We start from the raw sequence: 21,001 nt of genomic DNA, 5'->3' as shown, positions 1-21,001 counted from the left end.
GCCGGTGCGATAGGCTGTCGTGGCTTCAAGCGGGGTGTGGCGCAGCTTGGTAGCGCGCTTCGTTCGGGACGAAGAGGCCGTGGGTTCGAATCCCGCCACCCCGACTCAGTCGAGTATCTCCGCGATGGCGGCGGTGGTCTCGGCGGCCCGCACGACACTGACGCCGAGGAATTGGGCCGATCGCTGCTGCCGACGCTTCCGAGGACGCGCGCTGTCGAACGTGCCGTGGCCGCGCCTACTCGTACTTCTTCGCGCCGGCGTCGATTTCGGCCCGCGCCCAGATGTGCAGTTGCTCGCGCCCGACGAGGCCGCATCGATGGGTGGCCGCCAGCTGGCGGGCCGCTTTGGTGAACGCCCGATTGGTCACCACGACCGCCCGGTTGCAGCCATGCTGGCGAGCGCCGGAGACGACCTGTTGGACGGCGGCCACACCGACCGCCTTCGCCTGCCGTTTGCACTGGACCGCCATGCGGGTGCCGTCCTTCTGGGCGACCAGGTCCACGCCGTAGTCTCCGGTGCTGGCGGTGTGGGTGACGCCCCACCCCACGGTCCGAAGCTGCGCCGCGACAAACTCTTCGAACTCGACCCCCGACATGTCATCGACGGCCGCGAGGTCCGACATCGCGTACCGCAGGTCACGCCGGCGCTGCCGCCCGGTCCGATAGCGGTCGCGCTGCACACCGAGCCACAGCAGGGCGACCACCGTGAAGACGAGGCCGCCCAGTCCCGCCGAGAATCCCGCGACCACACTGCCGGTCGCGCGCTGAGTGAAAAACCAAGGCAGAGCCAACCCCACCAGCAGGAAGGACCCGAGTATCTTCTCCATGACTCCTCACGGTGACGGCATGCACTCGCCGACGAACCTAGCGGATGGGTGCGACATTTCGGCGCAGGCGCAGGCGCGGGTGCGGGACGACCGGTCCGGCTATCGCGCACCCGCCTGGATCGGGCGCATCCGCACCCGGGTGCCGTGGCGCGGCGCCAGCATGATGGAGCGCCGCACGATCCTTTCGGGCTCGTCGTCGACGGCGCTGAACTCGCCCTCGCGCAGCAGCGTGTGCAGCACGGTGATCAACTCCCGCAGCGAGAACGCCGCCCCCAGGCAGCGTTTCACCCCGCCCCCGAACGGCACCCACGCGTACGTCTCGGGCCGGCTGCCCAAGAACCTCTCCGGCCGGAACTCGTTCGGGTGCTCGTAGGTGACCGGGTTGCGGTTTATCGCGATGATGTGAACGACGATACGCGTGCCGGCGTCGACGAGGTAGCCGCCGATCGGAAATGGTTGTGCCGCAACGCGAGCCGTGAACGGCGCGGGCGGCCGTACCCGCAGTGTCTCGTGGATCACCGCGGTGGTGAAAGCCTCCTCCCCACTCAGCGCTTCGGCTTGCACGCGTCGTAGCGCCTCGGGGTGATGCAACAGCAGGTCGAAGGCCCACGCCAGCGTGGTAGCGGTGGTTTCGTGCCCGGCCAGCATCAGGGTGATCAGATCGTCACGAATCTCGCTGTCGGACAGCCTTTCTCCGTCTTCGCCGCGGGCGCACATCAGCAACGCGAGAATGTCGAGCTGCTCGCTGAGGTGGGGGTCGTTGCGGCGCCGCGCGATGAGGGGCATGACGACGTCGTCGATCTCCCGGTGGGCGCGGGCGCGCTGCGGCCACACCCGCAACGCGCCGAGATGGCGCAGCGCATAGCGCAGCGTCAATTGCTCTGAGACACCGAGGTTCAGCAGGCCCTCGAAGGGCCGGCCCAGGCACCGAACCTCGTCGGGATCGTCGACGCCGAAGATGACCCTGACGATCACGTCCAGCGTCAGCGCCCGCGCCGCCTTGAGCATCTCGAACGGACGGTCCACGGGCCAGCCGTGCATCGCCGTTCGTGCGCAGTTCTCCATGATCGGCACGTAGCTGCTCAGCGCGGCACCGTGCAGCGGGGGTGTCAGCAGTTTGCGGCGCCGCAGATGCTCCGGCTCCTCCTGCACGAACATCGATCCCGACCCGTAGATGGCGGACGCGGGACCCACGCCCTCGCCGCCGAGCAGCACGTCCGCCGGCGCGGTGAACACCTGCTTGACCAGATCCGGGTCGGACACGATCGCGACGTTGCCCAGGCTGAGAATGGGCATGGTCATGATGGGCCCGTAGCGGCGGATGACCCTCAGCATCCGGCGCTCGCCGCCCACGAGGTACGCGACCGCGTACGCGGCGGCGAAAGCCGAGCGAAGCGCACGCGGAGCGGGCAGGCCCGGCGGGGGGCTCAAGGCGTCCGGCTTACCGTCCGGACGAATCGCGGAGGCTGCCACGTTGACGACACAAACACGGCGCCTCGGCTCGGGTCAAGGTGCGTGGCAGGCCCGGGCGTCAGGCGCAGTCGGCACAGACGGGAAGCCCCGAACCCGAGGTACGCATCCGGCTGCGGTGTTGCACTAGAAAGCAGCTCGAGCAAGTGAACTCGTCGGCCCGCTGGGGAATCACCGTCACCGACAGCTCTTCGCTCGACAGGTCCGCGCCCGGCAGCTCGAAGAAGAGAACGTCGTTGGGATCCTCGTCGACAACCGCGGTGGACGAGGCGGGCAGAGTGGTGGCCAGCTCGCGGAGCGGGGACGGGTCCTGGGTCTCGACATCGGCTACACGGCGTGCGTCGTAATCGCTTGCGGTCGCCATGGGCGTTCCTTCCTGCTGGATGACGGGTTCCCGCACTTGCCTGTACTCACCCGTGGCTGAGTCGATACCCCGATCGGGCCTGCGCCACACCTAATCGGGCCCAAAAATTTTGCGGGCATGACAATAGACGCGTCTCGGCGTCGATAAGTTCAGCTGCGTAGGCTTATCGGCCCGCTGACGACCGGCGCTGAACTGGCGGCCCAAGCGGATTCGTCGGGCCGACGGTGGTTGTGCGACACATAGGCCAGCCCGAACCATGGCGACGCGACGGCCAATACCAGCCCCGCGATGGCCAACCCGGCGTGCCCCGTCAGCAGCGCCAGCACGCCGGCCAGCACACCCAGCGCCCAGAGCGCCGCGGCCACCCGGCCGGGAACGCCGAAATCGATTCCGGCGTGCAGCCTGTCGGACGTGTCGAGCATGCTGAGGTTTTACCCGGTCAGGCCGAAATTTAAACCTCTGGGTACCTCGGCTGGGGGCGCGAGCCGGCCCGAATTCGTGACGTGCCAACGCAGCTCGGAGCGGCGTGCCCGCTGGCCAACCGGAGACATGCTGTCCGCCAACGTCTTTCGTACGGCGCGCCGCCGCGACGGGATCGCTCGAAGGGTACCCGCGACGCGACGGCCCCGAGCGACGTGTCGGCACGCCTCGGCGCGGGTATGCCGCGCACATGACAACCGCGAAGCCGGCGGGGCGCCTTCAGGGCACCCCCGCCGTCCTGTTCGACGTCGACGGAACCCTCGTCGATTCCAACTATCTGCACGTCTATGCCTGGCAGCGCGCCTTCGATGACGAAAAACTGCCGGTCGCCGCGTGGAAGATGCACCGTTGCATCGGCATGGACGGCGACAAGTTGGTCCGCACCCTGTCCGATGACGCGCCGGACGACGTTCGGGAACGGCTCAGCGACGGCCACAGCCGGTACTACCGCGACCTCCTACCGCTGTTGGCACCGCTGCCCGGCGCCCGCGAGTTGCTGCGGCACGTCGCCGGCCTCGGACTGCAAGTGGTGCTCGCCAGCTCGGCGCCCGACGACGAACTCGAGGCGCTGCTCAAGGCGCTCGACTGCGACGACGTCATCGCCGAGACGACGTCGTCGGGCGATGTCGACACGGCCAAACCCGAACCCGGCATCGTGCAGGTCGCGCTGGACCGGGCCGGGGTGGGCGCCGACCACGCGGTGTTCGTCGGCGACGCCGTGTGGGACGCGCACGCCGCCGCGGCCGCGGGAGTGCCGTGCATCGGGGTGCTGAGCGGCGGCATCTCCTCAGCCGAATTGGAGGCCGCCGGCGCGTCGCCGATTTTCGCGGATCCGCAGGACCTCCTCGATCACTGGGGGTCCACCCGCATCGCCGAGTTACATACCGCGGGTTCGCAGCAGTAGCGGCAATACCCACCAAAAGCACGTAAACAGCGCCAGCGCACAGGCTCCCGCTATCAACGCCGTCCGGTTTCCGGCCACCGAGGCAAAAACGATCACGGTCACCCCCGTCAGCGCCAAGCCGAGCAGCGCCAACCCCGCATAGGCGCAACGGTGCGCGGCCGACACCAGGACTTGGAGGCGGTGCCGCCGGAACAGCAGCCGGTGAATGCCGACCGGGGCGACCAGCAGCACCGTTGCGCCGACCGAACACGCGACCGTCCCCAGGTACACCAACCGCATCTGGTCGCTGAGGACGTCGAAGCGCTGCTGGAATGGCAGCGTCAACAGGAAGCCGGTGAGCAGCTGCACCCCGGTCTGCACCACGCGCAGCTCCTGCAGCAGGCTGTTCCAATTGCGGTCCAGCCGTTCAATTTCGGTCTCGCCGCGCTCGTTGCGGTCCCACTGCTGGTCGTCCTCGGGGTGATCGACGTCCATGGTGGTGATCCTCGCACCGACGGCCGCGAAGTAAGAAAGGCTCGCGGTGGCCTATCTTCAGCGGTTGAGGTTGCCGTCCCGGACGGCGGTCAACGCGTCGTCCAGCGTCGGGTACAACGGGAAGGTTTTGTCCAGGCCGGTCAGGTGTATCGGCCGCCTGGTCGCCGGCCCCCGGGCCACCACACCGAACTCGGTGGATTTGCCCAGCTTTTCGTAGGTCGCGGCGAGGATCTTCAAACCCACCGAGCCGAGAAACTCCACCGCGGAAAGGTCGATGACCAGTGCCGTCGGGGCGTCGGCGACCACCGCGCCGATGGCCTGTTCGAGCGCCGGGGCGGTGACCAGATCGATTTCGCCGCTGACGCTGACCACTGACACACCGTCGTGGTCGGTGACCAGCGTGGTAATCGAATCAGGAGCTGACAATGGCGATCCTTTGTCCCGGGCGTAAGTGTGGTGCAAGCGTAACCTGCGGGGCGAACTGCGAGAAGAATATGCCCTCGACACTTGCGACGCGATAACCCAGACTAGTCTCCCCATAGGCACTGCTGAGCGCGACGCGGCAACGGGAGGCTAGATGTCAGATTCGTCGTCGGAGTTCGGAAGCACCACCACCGCCGCGCAGACAGTCAGCGAAGGCCTGCTGCCCCAGCTGGTCCAGCACCTGCGCCAGAACCGCACCGTGTTGCGCGAGGAGTGGGCCCGCAGGATCACCGAGGCGCAGCTGCTCACCGCGATGACCCCCGAGGAGCTCTTCTCCGAGGCCACCGCCGTTTACGACAACTACGTCGAGGTGCTCGAGACCGGCAGCGTCGAGGCCCTGCAGGCCTACGCGCGCGACCTGTCGGAACGCATCATCCCCCGCGGCGTGGAGACCGACGAGGTGCTGGGAATCGTCCTGCTGCTGCGCGACGTGCTCGCGCGCTCGCTGTTCGAGAAGTACCAGACCGATTTCGAGATGCTCAACCGGGTGCTCGACGCTTACGAGCCGGCGGCCAACCGCATCGCCAACACCGTGGGCGTCAGCTTCGTGCAGGAGCGCGAGCGCATCATCCGGCAGCAGCAGGAAGCGATCCGCGAGCTGTCGACACCGGTGCTGCAGGTGCGCGAGCAGTTGCTGATTCTGCCGATCATCGGCGTGCTGGACAGTCAGCGCGCCCGCCAGGTCACCGAACAGCTGCTGAGAGCCATCCGCGCCAACCGCGCGAAGGTCGTCGTCATCGACATCACCGGTGTGCCCACGATCGACTCCACGGTGGCCAACCACCTGGTGCAGACGGTCGACGCGTCGGGCCTGATGGGTGCGAGCGTGATCATCACCGGCCTGTCCTCGGAAATCGCCCTGACCCTGGTGACGATCGGGCTGGACCTGTCCAAGATGAACGCCGTCGGCGACCTGCAGGGCGGTATCGAAGAGGCCGAACGCCTGCTGGGCTACGAGGTCACCCGCACCGGCGAGACCACCGGGTAGACACCATTAGCACGAGCACCCCATGCCAGTCCCCATCCTGAAACAGGGCGCGATCCTGATCGCCACGGTGCAGTCCGCCCTGACCGATTCCGAGACCGAGCGGCTGCGGCTCGACCTCATGGAGCGGGTCAGCAGGTTTCGCGCGCAGGGCATCATCGTCGACGTCACCGCCATCGACGTAATGGACTCGTTCGCCGCCCGATCGCTGCGAACCATCGCGCACATGACCCGATTGCGGGGCGCGGACACCGTCATCGTGGGCCTGCAGCCAGAGGTCGCGTTCGCGATGGTCCAACTCGGGTTGGCGTTCGACGACATGAACACCGCGCTGGATTTGGAAGAGGGCCTCGCCCTATTGAACCGGCAACTGGGGCTGGGGAAATCGACGATCGGGCGCGATGGTGGCGGCTGACGTTGTCGTCGACATCAACAATTCCGACGACATCGTCGCCGCCCGCAGAGCCGGACATGAGCTCGCCCTCAATCTCGGATTCTCGCTGACCGACGTCACCATGGTCGCAACGGCCATCTCCGAAGTCGCCCGCAACATCACCAGCTACGCGGGTCGGGGCACGGTTCATCTCTGGGTGGCCGACCGGGACGGCCGCAAGGCGCTGGTGGTGCGCGCCGAGGACGACGGACCCGGCATCGCCGACATCGAGCGCGCGCTGGAGGACGGCTATTCGACCGGTCGCGGATTGGGGCTGGGCCTGCCCGGAGCGCGGCGGCTGATGGACCGGTTGATCATCGACTCGACACTGGGCCACGGGACCGTCATCGAGATGTGGAAGTGGGTTCCCGCGCGTGCATGAGGACGGTCGCTTCGGGCCGATCGAGTGGGCAAGGGCGGGTCGCCCGATGCCCAGCGAGTTCACGTCCGGCGACCGGGGCATCGCGGTGGATCTGGACGGCGCCGCCGCGCTGTTCGGCGTGGTGGACGGGCTCGGCCATGGTCCGGACGCCGCGACCGCCGCGCTGCGCGCCGTCGATGCGGTCAAGCGCGCAAGCTCCGAGCGGCTCGAGGTGCTGATCCAGCTGTGCCATCGCGTGCTGACCGGCAGCCGCGGAGTCGCAATGACGTTGGCGCGGATCGATTTTGCCACGAATACGCTGGCGTGGACGGGCGTGGGCAACGTCACCGCCGATCTGGTGGCCAAGGCCCCGACCGGCGTCGAGGTCCGATCCAGCGCCCGCCTCAGCGCCGGAATCGTCGGCTACCGCATACCGGAAATCAGGCCCGCCCAGACGCTTTCGATCCGGCCCGGTGACCTGCTGGTGATCAGCACCGACGGCATCGGCGAGGATTACTTGGAGCACATCGACTTTGCGGCTCACTCCGTGACAATCGCCGAAGATCTGCTCAGCAAGCACGCCAAGGAAACCGACGATGCCATGGTGCTCGCCGCGCGTCATCGGGGGGTGTCGACATGAGCACCAACCAGGAATTTCTCGCCGCATATGCGGCCGCCCTGCGCGCCTACCTCGACACCCGGGACGAGGACAGCCTGAGCGTGGGGCATGAGCTCGGACGCCGCGCCCTGCAAGAGCAAATCAGCATGCTCGAAATCATCGAGCACCATGTGCAACTGGTCTTCGATCTATTCGACGACGCGCGAATCGCCGCGCCCGTCGCTTTGGAATTTCTGTTGCAGACGTTGGCGCCGCTGGACGTGGCGACCCGGGGATTCCTCGACGGCACCAAGCTCTTATCGCGCGAGCGGGCCCGCGCCGAGGGTCTGGCCGATCGCGACAAATTCCGCACCGCCCTGGTGAATTCGCTACAGGAGGGCTTCTTCGTCGCCGACCACGAAGGCTCGGTGATCGAGATGAACAAGGCCTTCATCGAGATCCTGGGTTATCCCGCCTCGGGCCTGCCCTACCGCTGGCCCCACCCCTGGCTGGTCGACAAGAAGACCGCCCGGGAACAACAATCCCTGGTCCGCAGCAACGGCAGCGCCGAGTACGAAACCCCGATCCGGCACCGGGACGGCCATCTGGCTTGGGTGATGGTGAGCATCAACGCGGTCAATGAGGCCGGCAGCGATCGAGACGTCTACGTGGGAACGATTCGCGACATCACGGCGGAGCGGGCATTCGCCGCGCGGGAGAGCGCGGTCCTGCGACTGGCGACGGCGGTGGCGGTGGCCAAGAGCGTCGCCGAGCTGCTGGCGATCACCCTGGACGAGTGCCGGGCGGCGATCGACGTCCAACGCGTGATCGCCGTGTCGTGGCCCAGCGGCGGCGGCGAACCGGACGTCCAGGTGGCGGGCGGGCCGCCCGAAACATCCTGGCGCGGAATGGATCCCTGGTTGCGTAGCACTTTCCAGGACGCCCGCAACCAGCTGCCGCTGACCGCGAAGACCGTCGACAGGCCCGACAATCCCGGCAAGGCACAGGGATTGGTGGCAGTGCTGTCCAATGCCGGGGACTTGGCGTTGTGGTTGGAGCTTCGTTCCCCCCGCTGGGTCAGCGCCGAAGATCGGCTCCTGATCACGGTGCTCATCGGCCACCTCAGCCTGGCCATGCAGCACGTGCGTCAGTTCGAGAGTGCCCGCGAAACCTCGCTGACGCTGCAGCGCGCGATGCTGCCCACGGTGCAGACGCCTCCCGGCTTCGCGGTGTGCTACGAACCCGCGGTGCCGCCCCTGGAGATCGGGGGCGACTGGTATGACGTGCTGCCCATCGGCGACAACCGCATCGGCATCGTCGTCGGCGACTGCGTCGGCCGTGGCCTGCAGGCGGCCGCGACCATGGGCCAGCTGCGCAGCTCGGCGCGGGCGCTGTTGATTAACGGCGCTCAACCGGCGCTGCTGCTCGAGCAGCTTGACTTGGCGGCGTCGCTCATCCCGAATGCGTACTGCACCACGGTCTTTCTGGCGATCCTGGACACCGAAACCGGAGTGCTGGAATACAGCAATGCCGGGCACATGCCCGCAATGGTCGCGGGCCCTGCACCGGCGAACACCAGCGTGCTGACCGATGCCGCGTCGGTGCCACTGGCGGTCCGGCGGGACGAACCGCGACCCCAGGCGTCCCGGGTGCTGCCACCGGGCTCGACTTTGATGCTCTACACCGACGGCCTGGTCGAGCGCAAACACGAGTCGATTGACATCGGAATCGCCCGTGCCGCGGACGTTTTGCTCGAGACGGCCCAGCTTCCCCTGGAACGGGCCCCGGAGGCGGTAGTCGGCGCGCTCGCCCCGGCGTCGGGGTATGACGATGACGTCGCGATGGTGATGTACCGGCATCTCCCGACGCAGCTCCGCATCGAAAGCGAGGCCTTCGCCGGGCAGCTGGTCGACATCCGGCATCGGCTGGCGGCCTGGCTGCGCACCGCCAATGTCCCGGAGGCGGTGGCGGCCGACATCGTGCTGGTCGTCAACGAGGCGTGCACCAACTGCGTCGAGCATGCTTACCGCGGACACCGCATCGGGACCATGCTGCTCGAAGCCGAAGTCACCGCCGGCCGGGTCCGAACCAGGATCTCCGACACGGGTTCGTGGAAACCACCGGCCGCCGACCCAGGCAACAGCGGACGCGGGCTGGTGTTGATGCGCGCGCTCAGTGAGGCGATGGACCTGCAAAGCGCCCCGACGGGCACCGCCGTCGAGATCACCTTCCGCGTTCCCGAAGTGGGGCAGTGACGCACCACCGTTTGCCCCGGCCCGTTGACGGGTAGTCATCGGCGTGACCCGCACATCAATCCCGGTGGAACCCGCCCTGCCCGCGGTCCACGGGCCGCTGTCGACCGCCGTCCGGCATGCGCTGGTCGGGCCGCCCTCGCACGATCACCTCACACGCATCGGTGCGTCCGTCCGGGACTCCGATCCCTACGGCCTGGATCTGCAGCTGGCGCTGTGCATGTGCTACGAACTGCACTATCGGGGATTCGCGGGCGTCGACCCCGCCTGGGAGTGGAACCCTGGGTTGCTGCACTTGCGCGCCCAACTCGAACGCGTCTTTTTGGCCGGCGTGCGACGCGACGTCGGCCCCATCGAACCCGGGCACACGGCGGCCGCCGAGATGGAGGCGATCTCCATCGAGCCCACCGACGGGACCGGTCCGTCGTACTACCTGCGCGACTCGGGGAGCTGGGAGCAGATGCGCGAGTACTTCGCGCACCGGTCGCTGTATCACCTGAAGGAGGGCGATCCGCACGCCTTCGCGATCCCGCGGCTGATGGGGACCGCCAAGGCGGCGTTCGTGGCCGTCGAGTTCGACGAATACGGCGCCGGTCGGGGGCCGCGCCTGCACCAGCAACTCTTCGCCGATCTGTTGGTGGCCGCCGAGCTGGATTCGACGTATCTCGGTTACCTCGACGCCGTGCCCGCCGAGTCGTTGGCGGTGGTCAATCTCATGTCACTGTTCGGGCTGCACCGCTCGCGCCGGGGCGCCGCGGTGGGGCACTTCGCCTCGACGGAGATCACCTCCCCGCCGGGATCCCGACGGATGGTGCAGGCCCTGCAGCGGATGGGGGCGCCGTCGGCGTGCATCGGTTTCTACAGCGAGCATGTCGAAGCCGACGCGGTACACGAGCAGGTGGTGCGCATCGACGTCGTCGGCGATCTCGTCGCCCGGGAGCCGCACCTGGACCCCGATGTCGTATTCGGGATGCGGGCACACGCAGCGGTCGAAAACCGCTTGGCGGACAGGCTTATGGAGTCGTGGCAGCGGGGTCAGACGTCGTTGCGGCGGCCGCTGGATTGGCCATAGCCTTTCGGGAGCCTTCCGCGCCCGCCCGTTTCCCGGTGCGACGGCAACGCCGATGGCTGGTGTCACACAACGGATATGCCTCGCTGCGCCGGCAGGTGCAGATCGCCACCATGAACCGGTCGGACTCGACCACGCCGCCGTCGGGCATCTCGATGCGCACCGGTCCGGAGACCAGCACGGGTCCTCCCTTGACCACCTGTACGCGCGTCGTCGTCACGGCTTCTCCGCCCGGATCACGACGAGCTCCTCCTCACGGCGGCCGCGCGGGATCCGGCCCGTGTCCTCCAACCACTTCGCCCGCGCCGACATGACGGGGCCGAACGGGATCCACTTGGAGGCAATCACTTCACCCTCCATCCCGGCCCACTTCAACCGGTCCAGCGATTGCTGGACCCCGGCGATCGCGGAATGCACGAGCAGCAGCGATCCCCCGTCGCACAGCAGCTTCGGCGCCGCCTCGCACAAGGGATCCAGGATCAGCCGCCCATCGGACCCCGCGTTCCAGGCCACTGACGGGCCGGCGCCGATCGATCCGGAGTCGTCGCCGGGAGGCGTCGGTACGTACGGCGGGTTGGCCACCACCACGTCGAACGGCGCGAGGTCGACGGCGTCCAGCCACGATCCCTCACGGACATCCACCGCGGCGCCCGCTAGCGCAGCATTGTCCCCGCAGCACCGCACCGCGTGCGGGCAGATGTCGAACGCAGTAACGCTGGCACAGCCCATTTCGGCCGCGGCGATCGCGACGAACCCGCTGCCCGTGCAGAGATCGAGCACCCGCCGCCCCGGAATCAGCGCGGAATGGTGCATCGCGTCGACCAGCAATCGGGAATCTTCTTGCGGCTGATACACGTTGTGCGCAACCGAAATGGCGGGCTCGGGATAGGTGGTTGTCAAAGTGGGCCTTTCGGTCAGCCTGGAAAAGAGCGCCGTTCCGATCACGGCCTTGACCTGTGTGATTCCCCCAACAGCGGTGGTTAAAACGGTGCGGAACGATTTCGGTTCGGCTATCCCGTCGACGCGCGCGCGAATTGCTTGATGATCGTCTCGCAAAACGCCGGAAGGTCCGACGGTGAGCGACTGGTGATCAGATTGCCGTCGACAGCAACCTCTTCGTCCACCACATGCGCTCCCGCATTCCGCAGGTCGGTGCGGATGCTGGGGTACGACGTCAGCGTCCGACCCACGGCCACACCCGCCTCCACGAGCGTCCACGGTCCGTGACAGATCGCGGCGACCGGCTTTCCGGATGTGACGAAGTCGCGGACGAACGAGACCGCGGCCTCGTCGATGCGCAGCTTGTCCGGATTCACCGTGCCGCCCGGCAGCACGAGGCCGTCGAACTCGCCCACCGACGCGTCCGACACGGCGCGGTCGACCGCGAAGGTCCCGGCCGGCTCGAGATCGTGGTTGCGCGCCTGGATTTCGCCTGGCTTCAGCGACAACACCTCGACCTGGCCGCCGGCCTCTTCGACGGCCGAGCGCGGCTGCTCGAGTTCGACCTTCTCAACGCCGTCGGCCGCCAGGATGGCAACCTTCACCCCTCGCAACTCATTTGACATCGCGGTACCTCCTTCATGGGTGGAGGACGACTTTCGTGCAGCCGTCCTGCTTGTGCTTGAAGATCTCGTAGCCGTGCGGCGCCTCATCGAGTCCCAAATGGTGGGTGATGATCATGGTCGGGTCGATGTCTCCGCGGCGGATCCGCTCCAGCAGCGGGCGCATGTAACGCTGCACGTGGCACTGCCCGGTCTTGATGGTCAGCGACCGATTCATGACCGCGCCGATGGGAAACTTGTCCATCAGCCCGCCGTAGACACCGACGATCGAAATGGTGCCGCCGTTTCGGCAACTCATCGCCGCTTCCCGAAGTGCATGCGGGCGTTCGGTTTCCAGGCGCATCGCCTGCTTGACGCGGTCGTAGGCGTCCACCGGGGCAGACCCGTTACGGGCTTCCATGCCGACCGCGTCGATGCAGTGGTCCGGTCCCCGTCCGGCGGTGATGTCCTGAAGCTCCCCGAGCACCGACGTTTCGGAGAAGTTGACCGGTGTGGCGCCGATCTTCTCGGCCAACGCCAGGCGATACGGTACCCGGTCGATGGCAATGACGTTGGATGCACCGAGTAAGAAAGCGCTCATCATCGCGAACAGGCCGACGGGTCCGGCACCCCAGACCGCGACGACCTGGCCCGGCTGGATGTCGCACATCTCCGCACCCATATAGCCGGTTGGCAAGATGTCCGACAGGAACAACACCTGATCGTCGGTGAGGTCGTCGTCGACCTTGAGCGGCCCCACGTCGGCGAAGGGCACGCGGGCGTATTCGGCTTGGCCGCCGGCGAATCCACCAAGCATGTGCGAATAGCCGAACAATCCCGCCGGCGAATGGCCCATGAACTTCTCCGCGATGCCGGCGTTCGGGTTGGAGTTCTCGCACAGCGAGTACAGGTCGCGTTCACAGGCCGAGCACGACCCGCATGCGATCGGGAACGGCACCACCACCCGATCGCCGACGGCGAGGTTGTTCACCGCCTTGCCGACCTCGACGACCTCGCCCATGAACTCGTGGCCCAGCACGTCCCCGCGCTTCACCGTCGGGATGTAGCCGTCGTAGAGGTGCAGGTCCGATCCGCAGATCGCCGTCGAGCTGACCCGCACGATGGCGTCGCGATCGTTGAGGATCTTCGGGTCCGGAACCGATTGCACCTCAACGCTGTTGCGTCCCGCCCAGACGGTGGCTCTCATGCGGTGGCTCCTTTGCTGGTGCCCTTGTCACCGTTGGGCTGAGCGGGCTGCTGACGCAACTGTCGGGCCGCGACGGTGCCCTCCGGGGAGCCGTCCGACCGCAGCACCTGGCCGGTCTCGAGGATCTGCTTGAACCGGCGGAGATCGTCGTTGACCTGTTGGTCGGGCGACTCGCCGAACAGGCTCGCGGCGGCCTTGCCGATGACGCCGCCCGGCATCTGGTAGCCCATCCGGACCCGGACCTCGGTCCCGGCGCCGTTGCTCGCGGGCGTGAATTCGACGCTGCCCCCGTTGTCGATCGCCGAGCCGGGCAGCGACTGCCAGGCGACCCGCTCGTTGGGCTGGTCTTCGGTGATCTGGGCGTCCCACTGCACCGGCTGGCCGACGGGCGCGCTGGCGACCCAATGGGACCGGCCGTCGGGGCCGACGGTGACCGACCGCAGGTGGTGCATGAAGCTGGGCAGGTTCTCCAGGTCGCGCCAGAAGCGGTAGACGTCCTCGGGTGGGCGGCGCACGGTGACCGCGGCGCGCAGGGTGCGGCGCGGGGCACCGCTGGCGTGTCGGGCGCCGCCATCGCGGGTGGCACCCAGCGCCACGTAGAGGTCGACCGCGCCGATGCCGCCGAGGACGGCGGCCGATAACGCGCCCCGGCGCCGCCGGCCGCGGCCGCGGGCCGCCACGCCGGCCAACAGCAGCGTCACGTCCAAGACGTCGCCGGCCACCCGCGTCCAGACCAGCTTGTCGGAACCGGCCAACAGCGCCGTGCCGTGGCCGCATTCGCGCGCACCCAACGCGCGGATGACCCGGCGGGACAGGCGCGTGTCGTCCACCCCCGCAACCGCAGCAACTTTCCGGGGCGCCATCAGCTCGGCGAAACCCAGCCCGAAGCTGGCACCGGCGAGCGCCCGCACCAGCGGCGCGGTGGTGTTGCCGGATTGATCATTCATCGTCGACTCCCTGTCAGGCCGAACATGCGATGGCGCAAAACAACTGCTGGACAGCTTGTTTGCCGGCCGTCCGCTCGCCCGGCCCTAGGCCGTTGGTGGTAGGTCAAACTGCCGGTGGTGGCCCGATGCCCACGATTGCAATCGGGTACCCGTGCAGGAACGGCCCAAACTTGCCATCACCCCGACGCGTCGCGCAGCGCCTCGAGCAAAGGGCGGGCGGCTTCGGAGAGGAAACGGTCCTGCGTCTCACCCCCGATCTGGACGAGCGCGATGTCGGTGAACCCCGCCTCCCAATAGGGCCGGACGGCGTCGACGATCGCGTCCAGGTCAGGGCCGCAGGGGATGGCATCGGCGACGTCCTCGGGTCGCACGAATTGGGTCGCACCGGCGAAACCGGCCGGTGTCGGCAGGTCGGCGTTGACCTTCCAGCCGCCGCCGAACCAGCGGAACTGGTCGTGGGCGCGCTTGACGGCGGCATCACGGTCGGGATCCCAGGACACCGGGATTTGGCCGACCGCCCGTCCGCCCCCGGCGAGGTTGGCGGCCTGCCGTGCGGCGTGCCACTCGCGGACGAGTTCGCCGTCGGGTTCCACGGCGATCAGGTGTTCGGCCAGCTTGGCGAACTTCTCGACGCCCTTCGCCCCCGACATCGCCACCCCGATGGCGACCGGAACGTCCGGGGTGTCCCACAGCCGCGCCGAATCCACCTGGAAGTACTCGCCCCGCCAATTCACCAGCTGGCCGCCGAGCAGCTCTCGGATGATCTTGATGGCCTCGCGCAGCATGTCCTGCCGACGCTCGACCGTCGGCCAACCCCTGCCGACCACGTGTTCGTTGAGGTTCTCACCGCTGCCCAACCCGAGGGTGAACCGGCCGTCGGACAGGATCTGCACGGTGGCGGCCTGCTGCGCGACGATCGCGGGGTGATAGCGCATCGTCGGGCAGGTCACGTAGGTGTACAGGTCGACCCGCTCGGTGGCGTGCGCCACCGCCCCCAGCACCGCCCAGGCGTTGGGCGCGTGGCCCTGCGACGTCAGCCAGGGCGAGAAGTGGTCGCTGCACACCTCGAAGTCGAAGCCCCGCTCCTCCGCCGAGACAGCGTGGCGCACAAGCTCTTTGGGTCCACTCTGCTCGGTCATGAGGGTGTAGCCAAAATTCGTCATGCGCTATGCGTACCCCGGTCCGCGGGGCGCAAACCGCGCGAACGGCGGCGCAGACCGCGCGAGGATCAGTCCGCGGTGGTGATGGAGTCCCCGGTATCCCCGGCCGCCCGGCGGGCGGCGAGCCTGCGTTTTTGCGGCTCGATCGTGTAGCGGGGGTCTTTGGCCGATTCCAGGCCGGCCTCGAAGAAACCGAACCTCAGCAGTGCCGACGCCGCCAGCAACGTGACACCGGACAAGGCGGCGACGCCGCGGTGGTGGCCGCCGAGCAACGCGCCCAGACCGCCCGCGGCCGCGAGCCGTTCGCTCCAGGCCAGCAGCCGGCCCGGCCTGCCCCGGTGCAGCGGCTCCCGGGTCACCGGGTCCATCCGGTACTCGGTGAACCGGGCGGAGATCAGGTCACCGATCGCTCCGATGACCGCCAGCCTGCGGGCGGGGCCGGCCTCGGCGGCCGGGGTGGTGATCATCGCCAGCCCCGATCCGGCCAGGCTCGCCGAGCTGACGAAGACGAACGGCAGGTCTCGATAGGCGGCGTTCCAGGTCGGGGTGGCGGTGTCGGTGAGCAGCACCGCGGTGTAGACCGCCAGCGGCGCCGCGAACACGGCGGCTTCCAATCCCGCCGGCCCTTCCACGGCGCGCAGCACGGGCCGCAATCGGCCCAACGGGATTCGTCCGCCGGTCATCCGGTCGACCTCGGCGACCGAGGCAATCCCGATGCCGGCGGAAAAGAAGCTGAGGATCCAGGAGCCGATGCTCATCGGCGAGGTCAATTTGACCGTCCGCAGCATGTTCACGAAACGCTCGGGCCGGCCCAGGTCCTTCACCAGCGCGGCGGCGCCCAGCATCACCGCAACCAGAGCGGACAGCCGTGTGTTGCGGCGCAACGTGTTTCGCCCGGTGAGCTGGGCGCCGGCCGCCAGCAGACCGGACCCACCGGCGACGCCGCCCAGGAACAGATACGCCGCGACCTCGTGTCCCCACGGCGCGGGTTTGACGACCGGTCGTCCGTAATACGAGGTGAACTCGGCTTCGGGAACCATCGGCATCTCGCGGGAACCGTCCCCGCCACCGCGACGGCCCGCGCGCCTACCCTTCTTGCGCCTGCCGCCCTCAGGCTCCGGCGGACGGAAGCTGTCGAACTCGGACGTACTCACCGGCCCCTCCAGAAAGCCCAGGCGGCCGCGCCGACCATGCCGGCCGCGGCCACGCCGGCGCGCTTGAACATGGTCATCAGGTCAGCCGTGCACACCCGCGGATCGGGCGGCAGGCCATAGACCTCCGGCTCGTCGAGCAGCAAAAAGATCGACCCGGTGCCGCCGACACCGTCGCGCTCGTTGGCGCCATAGAGCCGGGCCTCGGTGAGACCCTGCGCGTGCAGCTGTGCGACCCGCTCGCGGGCCTTGACCACCAGCTCGTCGTGGTCGCCGAACTTGATCGAGGTCGTGGGGCAGGTCTGGGCGCACGCCGGTATCTGGTCCTCGACCAGGCGGTCGTAGCACAGGGTGCACTTCTGGGCGACCCCGGTGACGGGCTTTTCGGCCGGGCGGCCGGGGCGCTGCGCCGGGGTGGTGTACGTGCCGTCGTTGCGGCGCTCGACCACCCCGAACGGGCACCCGGCCACGCAGGTCCCGCAGCCGTTGCAGACATCGTCCTGCACGACGACGGTGCCGAACTCGGTGCGGAACAACGCCCCCGTCGGGCAGACGTCCAGGCAGCCCGCGTGCGTGCAGTGCTTGCAGACGTCCGACGACATCAGCCAGCGGAACTCCGGGGTGTCCGGCGGCGTTATGTCGGGGTGGCTCGCGACCCCGGGAACCGGGGGCATCCCCAAATCGATGAGGGCGCGCCCGGATTCGCGCGCCTCCTCGATGCGGTCGCGGTCCTGCTCGATGAACGCCACGTGCCGCCAGGTGCTCGCGCCCAGCGAGCCGGTGTTGTCGTAGGACGAGCCCAGCAGTTCGAGGTCACCGTCCTGCGGGTTGCGGTTCCATTCCTTGCACGCCACCTCGCAGGCCTTGCAGCCGATGCAGATCGAGGTGTCGGTGAAGAATCCCTTGCGAGTCTTGGCATGTGACCAACCCGCGTCACTCGTCGGGTCGGTCGGGCCGCTCAGCTGACCCATCGGCTCCCCCTTCCCATACGCCGTCGCTGATTGGTGCGTTGCCGGTTTCGGTGGTGGCGCCGGAGCGGGATTGGTACTCGGCGATCAGGCGCAGCAGTTCCTCGCCGTGCGGCCGGCGCCCGGGGCGGATGTCGCAGGAGCCGACCTTGGACTCCTGGATCTGTACGTTGGGATCCAGCGTCACGCCGAGCAGGTCGTTGGCCGCATCGCCGCTGACCACCGCGTCACTCCCGACGCCCCAGTGATACGGCAACCCGATCTGATGCACCGTGTGGCCGTTGATGACCAGCGGCGCAACGCGTTTGGTGACCAGGACCCGGGCTTCGATCGCCGCGCGGGGCGAGACGATGGTGGCCCACCCGTAGGGCTCGAGACCGCGTTCGGCGGCCAGCTCCGGGGAGACCTCACAGAACATCTCCGGTTGCAGCTCCGACAGGTACGGCAGCCACCGGCTCATCCCGCCGGCGGTGTGATGCTCGGTGAGCCGGTAGGTGGTGAACACGTACGGATACACATCGGCTCCCGGCTCACCGGCGCTGGGGGCGCTCAGATTGTCCTTGCGCGGGAAGGTGATTCGCGCCGGGTTGCGCTGTTGGGGATACAGCGGATTGGCGACGGGTGACTCCTGCGGTTCGTAGTGCGTGGGCAGCGGCCCGTCGACGACGCCCTTCGGTGCGAACAGCCAACCCTTGCCGTCGGCCTGCATGATGAACGGGTCGTCGCCGGCCAGCGCGTCGGGACCGCCGAGGTCGGGATCGGGCCGGCTGCCCGGTGCCCGGTCGGCCACGAAGTCGGGCACGTCATAGCCGACCCACCGCTGCCGGTCGGAGTCCCACCACACGTATCGCTTGCGCTCGCTCCACGGCCTGCCGTCCGGGTCGGCCGAGGCGCGGTTGTACAGGATCCGGCGGTCGGCGGGCCACGCCCAGCCCCACTCCTGCTGGCTGGGCGACGCGCCGCCGTGCGGGACGCGGCGGGCGGCCTGGTTGGCCCCGTCCGCGTAGACCCCGGTGTAGATCCAGCAGCCGGCGGCGGTCGACCCGTCGGCGCGCAGCTCGGTGTACGACGACAGGGGATTGCCCTGCTCGACATGATATCCGTTGATTTCGGCCAGGACCGCTTCCCCATCCGGGTCGCCGTGCTCGTCGGTGGGGTAGTCCCACGTGAGGTTCAGCAGGGGCCAGTCGCGGTCGTCGGTCGAGCCGGCCAGCCGCTGCCGGATGCGCTTGCCCAACTCGTAGAAGAAGGCCAATTCGCTTTGGCAGTCGCCGGGCGGTTCGACGGCCTTGTGGCGCCACTGCAGCAGCCGCTGCGTCTGCGTGAACGATCCCGCCTTTTCCACGTGCGAGGCCGCCGGCAGGAAGAACACCTCGGTCTCGATGTCCTCGGTCTTCAATTCGCCGGACGCGATCTCGGGACCGTCCTTCCACCAGGTGGCCGACTCGATGAGGTTGAGGTCGCGGACCACCAGCCACTTGAGGTGGGCCATGCCGAGGCGCTGCATGCGGCCGTGTGCCGAACCGACCGCGGGGTTCTGGCCGAGCAGGAAGTAACCCTCCACCTCGTCGGCCAGCATCCCGGTGACGGTCTGGTAGGTGCCGTGCGGTCCGGTCAGCCGCGGCAGGTAGCCGTAGGCCCAGTCGTTGTCCTTGCTGGCCGCGTCGCCCCACCACGCCTTGAGCAGGCTGATCGCATAGCTGTCGGCGTTGGCCCAGAAGCCCTTCTGCCGCTTGGATCCCACCGCGTCGAGGTAGGCCTGCAGGGTGTCGTGCGTGCCCGCCTTGGGCATCGGCAGGTAACCGGGCAGCAGATTGAACAAGGTGGGAATGTCGGTGGAGCCCTGGATGCTGGCGTGGCCGCGCAGCGCCATGATGCCGCTGCCCGGGCGGCCCACGTTGCCCAACAGGAGCTGCAAAATGGTTGCGGTGCGGATGAATTGGGCCCCGAGGGTGTGCTGCGTCCAACCGACCGCGTAGGCGAAGCAGGTGGTGCGCTCGCGCCCGGAGTTCTCCACGATGGAGCGGGCCAGGTAATCGAAATCCGCGCGGCTGATGCCGCAGACGTCGGTGACCATCTCCGGGGTGTAGCGGGCGTAGTGGCGCTTGAGGATCTGGAAGACGGTCCGCGGGTGTTGCAGGGTTTCGTCGCGCTTCACCCGGGCGTGCGCGAGGGGCGGACCGCCGCTGCCATGCTCGTCACCCGCCGCGCTCTGCGCGGCGGTGGCGCCGTGCGTGTGACCGCCGGCCGGGGACTCGATCTGGCCGTTTTCGGGCTCGTCGTACGCCCACGTCGAGGTGTCGTACTGCCCGGTTTCGGGGTCGAAGCCGGAGAATAAGCCGTTCAGATCCTCGGTGTCCCTGAACTTTTCGTTGATCAGCGTGGCGGCGTTGGTGTAGGCGACGACGTATTCGGAGAACCACAGGTCGTTGCTGAGGACGTAATTGATCAGCGCGCCGAGCAGGACGACGTCGGAGCCGGCCCGGATCGGGATGTGTTTGTCCGACACGGCCGAGGTCCGGGTGAAGCGCGGGTCGACGTGGATCACCCGGGCGCCGCGGGCCCGGGCCTCCTCGACCCACTGGAAGCCGACCGGGTGGCACTCGGCCATGTTGGAGCCCTGGATGACGATGCAGTCGGCGTTGGCCATGTCTTGCAGTGTTTGGGTGGCGCCACCGCGCCCGAAGGAGGCTCCCAGACCGGGAACCGTGGCGGAGTGTCAAATACGAGCTTGATTCTCGATCTGTATGGCGCCCGCAGCGGTGAAGAGCTTCTTGATGAGGTAGTTCTCCTCGTTGTCGAGCGTGGCACCGCCGAGCGCGGCGATGCCCATGGTGCGCCGCAGCAGGTTGCCCTTCTTGTCGATGTCCTGCCAGGTGTGCCGGCGCGACTCGATGAAGCGGTCGGCGATCATGTCGATCGCGGTGTCCAGCTCGAGCGGCTGCCAGTCGGTCGCCCGCGGCGCACGGTACAGCACGTGCAGTTGCCGGCCCGGCGAGTTGACCAGCTGCTCGCTGGCGGATCCCTTGGGGCACAAGCGGCCTCGCGAGATCGGCGAGTCAGGGTCGCCCTCGATCTGGACCACCCGCTCGTCCTTGACGAACACCCGCTGCCCGCAACCGACCGCGCAGTACGGGCACACGCTCTGCACCACCCGGTCGGCCGTCGTCGTGCGCGGCGTGATCGCGCGGGTGCGCTTGGAGGTTACGGCCGACCCGCGGCCGAGCTTGTCCCCCGACCGCAGCTGACGCAGGACGGGCCACTCCAGGAAAATCCTCCGCATGGGCATGACTCTTACCCTAGTGCGTGGCGCCGAAACGTCGCTCGC

General features: G+C 68.2%; 22 protein-coding genes and 1 tRNA gene. 8 read left to right on the top strand and 15 right to left on the bottom strand.

What is annotated here, in order from left to right; all coding sequences use genetic code 11:
• The first annotated feature begins 30 nt into the window (after nt 1–30).
• Nucleotides 31–104, top strand: a tRNA-Pro gene (locus MTAB308_RS18155).
• Nucleotides 105–235: 131 nt separating this feature from the next.
• Here the strand turns inward: MTAB308_RS18155 and MTAB308_RS18150 are convergent.
• The 4 genes from MTAB308_RS18150 to MTAB308_RS28950 all read right to left on the bottom strand — a co-directional run bounded on the left by MTAB308_RS18150 (nt 236) and on the right by MTAB308_RS28950 (nt 3,082).
• On the bottom strand, nt 236–826 hold the full coding sequence (locus tag MTAB308_RS18150) for a restriction endonuclease (RefSeq protein WP_077101008.1): 591 nt from the start codon (nt 824–826) through the stop codon (nt 236–238).
• Nucleotides 827–925: 99 nt separating this feature from the next.
• Nucleotides 926–2,299 (bottom strand): cytochrome P450, encoded by a 1,374-nt coding sequence (locus MTAB308_RS18145; RefSeq protein ID WP_108637349.1) that lies wholly within the window; start codon nt 2,297–2,299, stop codon nt 926–928.
• Nucleotides 2,300–2,357: 58 nt separating this feature from the next.
• Entirely contained in the window at nt 2,358–2,660 is a 303-nt protein-coding gene (locus MTAB308_RS18140) for a DUF4193 domain-containing protein (protein ID WP_077104499.1), read from the bottom strand.
• A gap of 149 nt (nt 2,661–2,809) precedes the next feature.
• Nucleotides 2,810–3,082, bottom strand: a complete 273-nt coding sequence (locus MTAB308_RS28950) for a hypothetical protein (protein ID WP_077101005.1) — start codon at nt 3,080–3,082, stop codon at nt 2,810–2,812.
• Nucleotides 3,083–3,330: 248 nt separating this feature from the next.
• Here MTAB308_RS28950 and MTAB308_RS18135 point away from each other — a divergent pair, with 248 nt between their 5' ends.
• Nucleotides 3,331–4,044, top strand: coding sequence for an HAD family hydrolase (locus tag MTAB308_RS18135; RefSeq protein ID WP_077101003.1), 714 nt, complete (start codon nt 3,331–3,333; stop codon nt 4,042–4,044).
• Here the strand turns inward: MTAB308_RS18135 and MTAB308_RS18130 are convergent.
• Nucleotides 4,018–4,518, bottom strand: a complete 501-nt coding sequence (locus tag MTAB308_RS18130; RefSeq protein WP_077101001.1) for a DUF6328 family protein — start codon at nt 4,516–4,518, stop codon at nt 4,018–4,020. The genes MTAB308_RS18135 and MTAB308_RS18130 overlap by 27 nt on opposite strands.
• Before the next feature lie 57 nt (nt 4,519–4,575).
• Nucleotides 4,576–4,944: an STAS domain-containing protein gene (locus tag MTAB308_RS18125; protein ID WP_108637348.1), complete on the bottom strand. Its 369-nt coding sequence runs from the start codon at nt 4,942–4,944 to the stop codon at nt 4,576–4,578.
• A 151-nt stretch (nt 4,945–5,095) separates the two neighbouring features.
• On the opposite strand from MTAB308_RS18125, the gene MTAB308_RS18120 reads away from it, so the two are divergent.
• The 6 genes from MTAB308_RS18120 to MTAB308_RS18095 are packed head-to-tail and all read left to right on the top strand — an operon-like array spanning nt 5,096 to nt 10,702.
• On the top strand, nt 5,096–5,989 hold the full coding sequence (locus MTAB308_RS18120) for an STAS domain-containing protein (RefSeq protein WP_077100999.1): 894 nt from the start codon (nt 5,096–5,098) through the stop codon (nt 5,987–5,989).
• Nucleotides 5,990–6,011: 22 nt separating this feature from the next.
• A complete protein-coding gene (locus MTAB308_RS18115; protein ID WP_066916656.1) occupies nt 6,012–6,401 on the top strand; it encodes an STAS domain-containing protein in 390 nt (129 codons plus the stop codon).
• Entirely contained in the window at nt 6,391–6,801 is a 411-nt protein-coding gene (locus MTAB308_RS18110) for an ATP-binding protein (RefSeq protein WP_077104495.1), read from the top strand. The genes MTAB308_RS18115 and MTAB308_RS18110 overlap by 11 nt, the downstream gene beginning before the upstream one ends.
• 46 nt (nt 6,802–6,847) lie before the next feature.
• On the top strand, nt 6,848–7,420 hold the full coding sequence (locus MTAB308_RS18105; protein ID WP_083746581.1) for a SpoIIE family protein phosphatase: 573 nt from the start codon (nt 6,848–6,850) through the stop codon (nt 7,418–7,420).
• Nucleotides 7,417–9,633, top strand: a complete 2,217-nt coding sequence (locus tag MTAB308_RS18100; RefSeq protein WP_077100995.1) for a SpoIIE family protein phosphatase — start codon at nt 7,417–7,419, stop codon at nt 9,631–9,633. The genes MTAB308_RS18105 and MTAB308_RS18100 overlap by 4 nt, the downstream gene beginning before the upstream one ends.
• Nucleotides 9,634–9,676: 43 nt before the next feature.
• Nucleotides 9,677–10,702 carry an iron-containing redox enzyme family protein gene (locus MTAB308_RS18095; RefSeq protein WP_077100993.1) on the top strand — a complete coding sequence of 342 codons (1,026 nt, stop codon included), beginning with the start codon at nt 9,677–9,679 and terminating at the stop codon, nt 10,700–10,702.
• On the opposite strand, the gene MTAB308_RS18090 is transcribed toward MTAB308_RS18095, so the two are convergent.
• From MTAB308_RS18090 to fdh, 9 genes are all read right to left on the bottom strand, one after another.
• A complete protein-coding gene (locus tag MTAB308_RS18090) occupies nt 10,644–10,919 on the bottom strand; it encodes a CDGSH iron-sulfur domain-containing protein (RefSeq protein WP_077100991.1) in 276 nt (91 codons plus the stop codon). The two genes, MTAB308_RS18095 and MTAB308_RS18090, sit on opposite strands and share 59 nt — an antisense overlap.
• Nucleotides 10,916–11,599, bottom strand: coding sequence for a HemK2/MTQ2 family protein methyltransferase (locus MTAB308_RS18085; RefSeq protein WP_077104493.1), 684 nt, complete (start codon nt 11,597–11,599; stop codon nt 10,916–10,918). The genes MTAB308_RS18090 and MTAB308_RS18085 overlap by 4 nt, the downstream gene beginning before the upstream one ends.
• Before the next feature lie 110 nt (nt 11,600–11,709).
• The gene (locus tag MTAB308_RS18080; protein WP_077100989.1) at nt 11,710–12,264 is read right to left on the bottom strand and encodes a type 1 glutamine amidotransferase domain-containing protein; all 555 of its coding nucleotides are present in this window, start codon (nt 12,262–12,264) and stop codon (nt 11,710–11,712) included.
• Between the two features lie 13 nt (nt 12,265–12,277).
• Nucleotides 12,278–13,447: a zinc-dependent alcohol dehydrogenase gene (locus tag MTAB308_RS18075; protein ID WP_077100987.1), complete on the bottom strand. Its 1,170-nt coding sequence runs from the start codon at nt 13,445–13,447 to the stop codon at nt 12,278–12,280.
• A complete protein-coding gene (locus tag MTAB308_RS18070) occupies nt 13,444–14,394 on the bottom strand; it encodes an SRPBCC family protein (RefSeq protein WP_077100985.1) in 951 nt (316 codons plus the stop codon). The genes MTAB308_RS18075 and MTAB308_RS18070 overlap by 4 nt, the downstream gene beginning before the upstream one ends.
• A gap of 176 nt (nt 14,395–14,570) precedes the next feature.
• On the bottom strand, nt 14,571–15,557 hold the full coding sequence (locus MTAB308_RS18065; protein WP_077100983.1) for an LLM class F420-dependent oxidoreductase: 987 nt from the start codon (nt 15,555–15,557) through the stop codon (nt 14,571–14,573).
• Nucleotides 15,558–15,622: 65 nt separating this feature from the next.
• On the bottom strand, nt 15,623–16,708 hold the full coding sequence (gene nrfD, locus MTAB308_RS18060) for an NrfD/PsrC family molybdoenzyme membrane anchor subunit (RefSeq protein WP_077100980.1): 1,086 nt from the start codon (nt 16,706–16,708) through the stop codon (nt 15,623–15,625).
• Entirely contained in the window at nt 16,705–17,676 is a 972-nt protein-coding gene (locus MTAB308_RS18055) for a 4Fe-4S dicluster domain-containing protein (protein ID WP_077100978.1), read from the bottom strand. The genes nrfD and MTAB308_RS18055 overlap by 4 nt, the downstream gene beginning before the upstream one ends.
• Nucleotides 17,639–20,962 (bottom strand): formate dehydrogenase, encoded by a 3,324-nt coding sequence (gene fdh / locus MTAB308_RS18050; RefSeq protein ID WP_245831441.1) that lies wholly within the window; start codon nt 20,960–20,962, stop codon nt 17,639–17,641. Before fdh ends, MTAB308_RS18055 begins: the two co-directional genes overlap by 38 nt.
• Nucleotides 20,963–21,001 lie beyond the last annotated feature (39 nt).

It is taken from the genome of Mycobacterium terramassiliense (assembly GCF_900157385.1).
In the GTDB taxonomy this organism is placed as follows: domain Bacteria; phylum Actinomycetota; class Actinomycetes; order Mycobacteriales; family Mycobacteriaceae; genus Mycobacterium; species Mycobacterium terramassiliense.
The sequence above is the reverse complement of the archived record's forward strand: the minus strand, read 5'-3'. Positions and strand labels throughout refer to the sequence as shown.